The organism is Saccharopolyspora antibiotica (assembly GCF_047200635.1).
Lineage (GTDB): Bacteria > Actinomycetota > Actinomycetes > Mycobacteriales > Pseudonocardiaceae > Saccharopolyspora_C.
On record NZ_JBJZOI010000001.1, the window covers coordinates 155,825 to 165,179 of the forward strand.

A 9,355-nucleotide genomic window follows, 5' to 3' on the forward strand; every position below is an offset into this window, starting at 1 on the left:
AGCCCGCGCTAGCCGATGTGAGGACGGACCGGTGCCAGAAGACCAGCAGGACAGAGTCGTCGACTACTTGCGGCGCGTGACCGTCGACCTGCGCCACGCCCGCAAGCGCATCGAGGAGCTGGAGGGGCGCGAGCGCGAGCCGATCGCGATCGTCGGGATGGCCTGCCGCTACCCCGGGGACGTGTCGTCCCCGGATGACCTGTGGGAGCTGGTGCGCTCCGGCGGCGATGCGGTGGGCGGGTTCCCGGAGGATCGCGGCTGGGACCTGGGCCGGCTGCGGCGGGACAGCGCCACCGACGCGGGCGGCTTCCTGGCCGACGCGGCGGGGTTCGACGCCGGTTTCTTCGGGATCTCCCCGCGCGAGGCGCAGGCGATGGACCCGCAGCAGCGGCTGCTGCTGGAGGTCTCCTGGGAGGCGGTGGAGCGCGCCGGCATCCGCCCGGACGCGCTGCGCGACACCGAGGCCGGGGTGTTCGTCGGCGCCTACCACTGGGGCCGTGCGCAGGCCGTCGCCGAGGACTCGCGGGGCCATGCGATGACCGGGACCGCCTCCAGCGTGCTGTCCGGGCGGTTGGCGTACGCGCTGGGTCTGCGCGGGCCCGCGCTCACGGTGGACACGGCCTGCTCGTCCTCGCTGGTCGCGCTGCACCTGGCGTCCCGGTCGCTGCGCGCGGGGGAGTCCTCGCTGGCGCTGGTCGGCGGGGTCGCGGTGCTGTCGGACCCCTCGCTGTTCGTGGAGTTCAGCAGGCAGGGCGGGCTGGCGGCGGACGGTCGCTGCAAGGCGTTCGCGGCGGAGGCCGACGGCACCGGCTGGTCCGAGGGCGTGGGTGTGCTGGTGCTGGAGCGGTTGTCCGACGCTCGTCTGCGCGGGCACGAGGTGCTGGCCGTGGTGCGGGGCAGCGCGGTGAACCAGGACGGCGCGTCGAACGGGCTGACGGCGCCGAACGGTCCCGCGCAGCAGCGGGTCATCGAGCAGGCGCTGGAGAGCGCGGCACTGCGACCGTCCGATGTGGACGTGGTGGAGGCGCACGGGACCGGTACTTCGCTGGGTGATCCGATCGAGGCGCAGGCGTTGCTGGCGACCTACGGTCAGGAGCGGGACGAGCCGTTGTGGCTGGGCTCGCTGAAGTCGAACATCGGCCACACCCAGGCGGCGGCCGGGGTCGCCGGGGTGATCAAGGTGGTCCAGGCGATGCGGTACGGGCTGCTGCCACCGACGCTGCACGCCGGGACGCCTTCCCCGCACGTGGACTGGAGCTCGGGCGCGGTGCGGCTGCTGACCGACCAGGTGGACTGGCCGGACGGGCAGCGGCCGCGCCGGGCCGCGGTGTCCTCCTTCGGCATCAGCGGCACCAACGCGCACGCGGTGCTGGAGCAGGCCCCGCCGGTCGAGCCCGCCGAACCGGTGGACGCCGAACCGGTGGGCACCGGGGGCGCGGGCGTGGTGCCGTGGGTGCTCTCCGCCCGGACCGAGCGGGCGCTGCGCGGCCAAGCCGATCGCCTCGCCCGCGCCCTGGAATCCGGCTCGCCCGATCCGGTGGACGTCGCGCGCTCGCTGCTGCGCTCCCGGTCCCTGTTCGAGCACCGAGCCGTGCTGCTCGGCTCCGAACTCGGGCAGCGCCGGGACGCGCTGCGGGCGCTGGCCGCCGGGGAGACCGACCCCGCGGTGGTGGACGGCGCGGCCGAGGTCGACGGCGGCGTCGTGTTCGTCTTCCCCGGCCAGGGCGCGGCCTGGGCGGGCATGGGGGCCCGGCTGCTCGACGAGTCCCCGGTGTTCGCCGCCCGTCTCGCCGACTGCGAGCGGGCGCTCGCCGAATTCGTGGACTGGTCGCTGACTGCCGTGCTGCGCGGAGAACCCGGGGCGCCCGGGCTGGAGCACGACGAGGTGCAGCAACCGGCGACCTTCGCGGTGATGGTGGCGCTCGCGGAGCTGTGGCGAGCGCACGGCGTCACCCCGGACGCGGTCGTCGGCCACTCGCAGGGCGAGGTCGCCGCCGCCGTCGTCTCCGGGGCGCTGTCGCTGCGGGAGGGCGCTCGGCTGATCGCGCGGCGCGGCCGGCTCATCGGCCGCCGGCTGGCCGGGACGGGCGGGATGCTGTCCGTCGCGCTCCCCGCCGCCGAGGTCGAGCGGCTGATCGAGGGGCGCGACCTGGCGCTGGCCGCCCTGAACGGTCCGGGCTCGGTGGCCGTCTCCGGGCCGGTCGCGGCGGTGGAGGCGCTGCGCGAGGAGCTCACCGCCGCCGGGCACCGGTCGCGGCGGGTCGACATGGACTACCCCTCGCACTGCCCGCTCGTGGAGCCGCTGCGGGAGGAGCTGCTGGCCGAGCTCGCCGACCTGGAACCGGCCACCCCGCGGATCCCCTTCCTGTCCACCGTCACCGGAGAGTGGCTGGACACCGCGTGCACCGACGCGGAGTACTGGTTCCGGAACATGCGCGAACCGGTGCGCTTCGGCCCGGCGGTGGAGGCGCTGCTGGAGTCGGGACACCGCGCGTTCGTCGAGGTGGGCGCGCACCCGGTGCTCGGCCCGGCGGTGCAGGAGCTCGCGGAGCCGCGAGCGGCGCGGGTGGTCGTGACCGGCACGCTGCGCCGCGACGACGGCGGGCTGGACCGGGTCCTCGCCTCGGCCGCCGCCCTGTTCGCGCGGGGCGTCCAGGTCGACCTCGCGGCGGGCCTGCCGGAGGGGCGGATCGTGCCGCTGCCCACCTACGCCTTCCAGCACGAGCGGTTCTGGACCGAGCCCGCGCGATCCGGCGGCGATCCGGCCGACGCGGAGTTCTGGACCGCGGTCGAGCGCCAGGACGCCGACGCGCTCACCGCGCACCTGCACGTCGACGAGCGGGCGCTGGCTGCCGTGCTGCCCGCGCTGTCGAGCTGGCGCAGACAGCGCCGGGCGCTGGCCGAGGCCGACGACTGGCGCTACCGGGTCGCGTGGCGCGAGGTCACCGGGCTGCCGCGCCCCGCCCTCGCGGGGACCTGGCTGGTGGTGTCCTCGGCGCGCGCCGCCGACGCGGAGGTCGCCGCCGCGCTGGCGGCGGGCGGCGCCGAGGTGCGGGAGCTGGAGCTCGGCGAGGCGGACGCGGACCGCGCCGCGCTGGCCGGGCGGCTGGCCGGGGCCGGGGCGGTCGAGGGCGTCGTCTCGCTGCTCGCCCTCGACGAGGAACCCGCCGCGGCGCAACCGGATCTGCCGCTGGGCCTGGCGTCGACCGTGCTGCTGGTGCAGGCGCTCGGGGACGCCGGGATCGACGCACCGATGTGGACGATCACCCGGGACGCCGCGCGCACCGGACCGGAGGACGCGCTGCGCAACCCGGTGCAGGCTCAGGTGCAGGGCGTGTCCTGGACGGCCGCCCTGGAGCACCCGAGGCGCTGGGGCGGCACCGTCGACCTGCCCGCCGGGCCCGACCCGCGCACCGGGGAGGCGCTGGCCGCGATCCTCACCGGAGCCCGGGGCGAGGACCAGCTGGCGATCCGCCCGCGGGGGGTGCTGGCCCGGCGGGTGGTGCGCGCCGAGGCGCCGCGTCCGGTGCGGGAGTGGGCGCCGCGCGGCACCGCGCTGATCACCGGCGGCACCGGGACCATCGGCCCCGGCCTGGCCAGGTGGCTGGCGGCGCGGGGCGCGGAGCGGATCGTGCTCACCTCGCGGCGCGGCGCGGCTGCCGAGGGGATGCCGGAGCTCGTCGCCGAGCTCGCCGAGCGCGGGACCGAGCTGCGGGTGGAGTCCTGCGACGTGGCCGACCGGGACGCGGTGGCGGCGCTGCTGGACCGCCTCACCGCCGAGGGCCACGAGCTGCGCACCGTCGTGCACGCCGCCGTGACCATCGAGCTGGAGACCCTCGCGGAGACCTCGCCGGAGGCGGTCGCGCGGGTGGTCCGGGCCAAGGTCGCCGGCGCCCGGCACCTCGACGAGCTGCTGGGCGCCGAGCTGGACGCCTTCGTGCTGTACTCCTCGGTCGCCGGGATGTGGGGCAGCCGCGAGCACGCCGCGTACGCGGCGGGCAACGCTTTCCTGGGCGCGCTCGCGGAGAACCGGCGGGCCCGGGGACTGCCCGCGACGTCCCTGCACTGGGGGAAGTGGCCGGACTCCCCGGAGCTGGCCGCGGCCGACCGGCACGGCGCGCGCCGGTCCGGATTGCGCGTCCTCGACCCGGAGACGGCGCTGCTCGGGCTGCGGCGGGCGCTGGACGAGGACGCCTCGGTGCTCGCGCTGACCGACGTGGACTGGGCCACCTACCACCAGGTCTTCACCTCGGCGCGGGCGACGGCGCTGTTCGACGAGATCCCGGAGATCGGCGCGGCGGAGGCGGCCACCACGAGCGGGACCGGGGAGTTCGCCGAGCGCGTCCGGGCCGCGGCCGGGCCCGAACGGGACGCGCTGCTGCTGGAGCTGGTGCGCGAGCAGGCGGCGGCGGTGCTCGGGCACCCCGGTGGCGGGGGGCTCCCCGCGCGGCGCGCCTTCCGCGAGCTCGGTTTCGACTCGGTGACCGCCGTGGAGTTGCGCAACCGGCTGGTGCGCGTCACCGGCGCCGCGCTGCCCACCGCGGTCGTGTTCGACCACCCGTCCCCGGTGGCGCTGGCGGAGTTCCTGGGCGAGCTGCTGACCGGGGCGTCCGAGCACCGCGCGGCCACCGCGTCCGCACCGGCGGACGAGCCGATCGCCGTGGTCGGCATGGGATGTCGGCTGCCGGGAGGCGTGACCTCCCCGGAGGACCTGTGGCGGCTGCTGCGCGAGGGCGGTGACGCGATCTCGGAGATCCCCGCCGACCGGGGCTGGGACGTCGCGGAGCTCTACGACCCCGACCCGGAACGGGCGGGCCGGACCTACGCGGTGCTCGGCGGTTTCCTGGACGACCCGGCCGGGTTCGACGCCGGTTTCTTCGGGATCTCGCCGCGCGAGGCGCTGGCGATGGATCCGCAGCAGCGGCTGCTGCTGGAGACCGGCTGGGAGGCCCTGGAGCGCGCCGGGATCGACCCGGAGTCGTTGCGCGGCAGCTCCACCGGCGTCTTCGTCGGCGCGACCCACCAGGGTCACAGCGCCAGCGCCTTCGGCATCGACGACGGCACCGAGGGGCAGTTCATCACCGGCGCCGCCGCCAGCGTGCTCTCCGGTCGGCTGGCCTACCTGCTGGGGCTGGAGGGCCCGGCGGTCACGGTGGACACGGCCTGCTCGTCCTCGCTGGTGGCGCTGCACCAGGCCTGCCAGTCGCTGCGCACCGGGGAGAGCTCGCTGGCGCTGGCGGCGGGATCGACGGTGCTGGCCGGCCCGCAGGACTTCCTCGGGTTCAGCCGGCTGGGTGCGCTGTCGGTCGACGGGCGGTGCAAGGCCTTCGCCGAGGGCGCCGACGGGATGAGCCTCGCCGAGGGCGTGGGGGTGGTGGTGCTGGAGCGGTTGTCCGAGGCTCGTCGGCGCGGGCACGAGGTGCTGGCGGTGGTGCGGGGCAGCGCGGTGAACCAGGACGGTGCGTCGAACGGGTTGACGGCGCCGAACGGTCCGTCGCAGCAGCGGGTGATCCGCTCCGCGCTGGCCGCGGCCGGGCTCGATCCGTCCGAAGTGGATGCCGTGGAGGCGCACGGGACCGGTACTTCGCTGGGTGATCCGATCGAGGCGCAGGCGTTGCTGGCGACCTACGGTCAGGGTCGGGACGAGCCGTTGTGGCTGGGCTCGCTGAAGTCGAACATCGGCCACACCCAGGCCACCGCGGGCATCGCCGGACTGATCAAGGTGGTGCTGGCGCTGCGGCACGGGCTGCTGCCCCGGACGCTGCACGCCGAGCACCCCACCGAGCACGTGGACTGGTCCGGCGGGCAGGTGCGGTTGCTCGCCGAGGAGATCGCCTGGCCGGGCGGGGACCGCCCGCGCCGCGCGGCGGTCTCGGCGTTCGGCATCAGCGGCACCAACGCCCACGCCGTCCTGGAGCAGGCCCCTGAGACCGGTGCGGCGCGGCGGGAACCGGTGGGGGTGCGGCACGGAATCGTGCCCTGGACCCTCTCGGCGAAGTCCGAGGCCGCGCTGCGCGCGCAGGCCGCTCGGCTGGCCGCGACCGCCGCCGAGGCGGACCCGGCCGAGCTGGGCCGGGCGCTGCTGGACTCGCGCGGCACCTTCGAGCACCGCGCCGTGGTGCTCGGCGCGGACCGCGCCGAGCTCACCACCGGGCTCGCGGCCGTGGCCGGTGCGGGCGGCGCCGCCTCGGCAGTGCTCGGCGCCGACGTGGGCGGGCCGGGACCGGTCTTCGTCTACCCGGGTCAGGGCTCGCAGTGGCGGGGCATGGGTCGCGCGTTGCTGGAGTCCTCCGAGGTGTTCGCCGCCGCGATCGACTCCTGCGAGCGGGCGCTCGCGCCGCACGTGGACTGGTCGCTGCGCGCGGTGCTCACCGGGGAGGACGAGGCCGAGCGGGTGGACGTGGTGCAGCCGGCGCTGTTCGCCACGATGATCGCGCTCACCGAGCTGTGGCGCTCCTGGGGCTGCGTCCCGTCCGCCGTGATCGGGCACTCGCAGGGCGAGATCGCCGCCGCCTGCGCGGCGGGCGCGCTGTCGCTGGAGGACGCCGCGCGGGTCGTCGCGCTGCGCAGCAGGGCGCTGCTGGCGCTGGCCGGCCGGGGCGGCATGGTCTCGCTGGCCACCTCCGCCGAGCGGGCGACCGAGCTGCTGGAGCCGTGGTCCGGGCGGATCGGGCTGGCCGTGGACAACGGACCGTCCTCGGTCGTCGTCTCCGGCGAGCCCGCGGCGCTGGCCGAGCTGCGGGCGGAGTGCGAGCGCCGGGAGATCCGCGCCCGCGAGGTCAACGTGGACTACGCCTCGCACGGGCCGCACGTCGAGCAGGTGCGCGAGGAGCTGGCCGAGGCGCTGGCGCCCATCGCGCCGCGCCCGGCCGCCGTCCCGTTCTACTCGACCGTCACCGGCGGCCGCCTCGACACCGCCCGCCTCGACGCCGGGTACTGGTACGAGAACCTGCGCCACCCGGTGCGGATGCAGGACGCCACCCGCGCCCTGCTCGCCGACGGACGCCGGATGTTCGTCGAGGTCAGTCCGCACCCGGTGCTGGGCGCCGCGCTGGAGGAGACCGTCGACGCGGCGTGCCCGGACCCGGCGGTGGTGCTGGGCACGCTGCGCCGCGAGGAGGGCGGCCCGCGCCGCTTCCTGCTCTCGCTGGCCGAAGCGCACGCGCACGGCGCGCGGGTCGACTGGTCGGGCGCGTTCACCGGCGGACCCGGGGCGCGGCTCGACCTGCCGACCTACCCGTTCCAGCACCAGCGGTACTGGCTGTCCCGGCGCCCCCGCCGGGACGGCGCGCCGGACGCCGCCTTCTGGGAGCTGGTGGAGCGCGGTGATCCGGCGGCGCTGTCGGCCGAGCTCGGGGTGGACGGCGGGGAAGCGGTCTCCGAGGTGCTGCCCGCGCTGGCCCGCTGGCGGGAGCGCTCCGCGCACCGCTCCGCGGTGGAGTCGCTGCGCTACCGGATCGGCTGGACCCGGCTCACCGGGCGGACCGAGGCGGCGCCCGGGACGCGGCTGGTCCTCGTCCCCGAAGCACCCGGGCATCGAGACGAGTGGCTCGCCGCCGTGCTCGACGCGCTCGGCCCGGACGCGGAGGTGCTGCCGGTGCGGACCCGGGACCGGGCGGAGCTGGCCGCCGCCCTGCGCGGGGTGGCGGGCTCGGAGCCCGGCTCGGTGATCTCGCTGCTGAGCGCGGTCGAGCGGCCGGGCGCGGTTCCCGGGGAGCTGACCGGCTCGGTGCTCGCCGTGCAGGCGCTCGGCGACGCCGGGATCACCGCCCCGCTGTGGTGGATCACCCGCGGCGCGGTCTCGGTGGAGGGCGAGGACGTGCGCCCGGGGCAGGCGGCCGTCTGGGGCCTGGGCCGGGTGGCCGCGCTGGAGCTCCCCGGCAGCTGGGGCGGGCTGGTGGACCTGCCGGACGAACTCGACGAGGCCGCCGCCGGGCAGCTGCGCGCGGCGCTGTCCGGCGCGGAGGACCAGGTCGCCGTGCGCGGCACCGGGCGGTTCGGCCGGAGGCTGCTGCGTCCCGCGCCCTGGCGGGGCGGCTCGCCGCGGCTCCGGGGCGGAGCCCTCATCACCGGCGGCACCGGTGGGGTCGGCGCCTTCGTCGCGAGGTGGGCGGTGGCGCGCGGCGCCGAGCACGTCGTGCTCACCAGCCGCCGGGGCCCGGAGGCGCCCGGCGCGGACCGGCTCGCCGCCGAGCTGGAGGAGCTCGGGGCGAAGGTGACCGTCGCGGCCTGCGACGCGGGCGACCGGGACGGGCTCGCCCGGGTGCTGGCCGACATCCCCGACCTGCGCGCCGTGTTCCACGCCGCCGGGGTCGCCGACGGCGACGCCCCGGTGCGGGAGCTCACCGAGCAGCGGCTCGCGGGACTGCTGCGGGCCAAGCGGGACGCCGCCCTGCACCTGCACGAGCTCACCCGCGCGCACGAGCTGGACGTCTTCGCGCTGTTCTCCTCGGGAGCGGCGGCCTGGGGCAGCGGCGGTCAGCCCGGCTACGCGGCGGCGAACGCCTTCCTGGACGGGCTCGCCGAGCATCGTCGCGCGCACGGGCTGCCCGCCACCTCGGTGGCCTGGGGGACCTGGGGCGAGGCCGGGATGGCGGCGGACGAGGCGGTCGGCGAGCGGCTGCGCCGCCAGGGCGTCCCGGCGATGCGGCCCGAGCAGGCGCTGGACGGGCTCGACCGGGCCGTCGCGTGCGGGGAAGCCACGGCCGTGGTGGCGCGCGTGGACTGGGAGCGGTTCGCGCCCGGGTTCACCGCCGCCCGGCCCAGCCCGCTGCTGACCGAGCTGCCCGAGGCGGCGGCGGTGCTGGCGGCGGCCGAGCCGGCCGCGGCGCCCGAGGGCGGCACGGCGCTGCGGCAGCGGCTCGCCGCGCTGTCCCCGGCCGAGCGGTCCCGCGCGCTGCTGGAGGTGGTCCGCGGCGAGGCCGCCGCCACCCTCGGCTACGACGGCGCGGACGGAGTCCCGGCCCAGCGCGCGTTCAAGGACGTGGGCTTCGACTCCGTGACCGCGGTGCAGCTGCGCAACCGGCTGCGCACCGCGACGGGGCTGGCGCTGCCAGCGGCGCTGGTCTTCGACCACCCGAACCCCGCCGCGCTGAGCTCCCACCTGGCGGCGGAGCTGTTCGGCGACACCGCGGGGGAACGCCCGGCGGATCCCGATGCCCGGATCCGCGAGGTGCTGGCCACCGTCCCGCTCGGCAGGCTGCGCCGGGCCGGGCTGCTGGACGCGGTGCTGCGCCTGGCCGAGGACGAGGACGGGTCCGACGAGACCGCCGAGGAGGCGCCGACGGGCTCGATCGACGACATGGATGCCGAGAGCCTGCTGCGGCTGGCCTCCGGCACGAGCGACTGAGGCGGG

At 77.2% G+C, this 9,355-nt stretch carries 1 protein-coding gene; it reads left to right on the forward strand.

What is annotated here, in order from left to right; translation table 11 throughout:
* The first annotated feature begins 31 nt into the window (after window positions 1-31).
* Window positions 32-9,349 carry a type I polyketide synthase gene (locus ACL03H_RS00500; protein ID WP_459561763.1) on the forward strand — a complete coding sequence of 3,106 codons (9,318 nt, stop codon included), beginning with the start codon at window positions 32-34 and terminating at the stop codon, window positions 9,347-9,349.
* The last annotated feature ends 6 nt before the right edge of the window (window positions 9,350-9,355 follow it).